Source organism: Zoogloea sp. LCSB751, assembly GCF_002028455.1.
In the GTDB taxonomy this organism is placed as follows: Bacteria; Pseudomonadota; Gammaproteobacteria; order Burkholderiales; family Rhodocyclaceae; genus Zoogloea.
In genome coordinates this window covers 1-249 of record NZ_MWUM01000446.1, presented here as the reverse complement: position 1 = coordinate 249, position 249 = coordinate 1, and the positions used below count along the sequence as shown (strand labels likewise).

1 protein-coding gene is annotated in these 249 nt (G+C 31.7%); it reads left to right on the top strand.

Features of this window, described 5'->3' with window-relative positions:
• The coding region (locus B4920_RS30185) for a hypothetical protein (RefSeq protein WP_216820109.1) at positions 1-249 on the top strand (249 nt) is incomplete at both ends.

The following is a 249-nucleotide window of genomic DNA, read 5'->3' as shown; positions in this document are numbered from 1 at the left end:
AATACAGGTACTACTTACAGTGCAAAAAATGGTAATAATTGCACTTTTATCGGTGATTTTGATTCTTTTTTTAATAACGATCCGTCTAGATTTATTGCAAACACATCTTCATCAGATGGTAACTCATTTAGAGATATTAGCGAGTTTTCATCAATATACTCTAAGATTTATGCGACTGATGGATCGTTATTAAATTCACTGTATTATTCAAACTCATTACATCCCAATGCTGCTAATAGTGCAACGTAC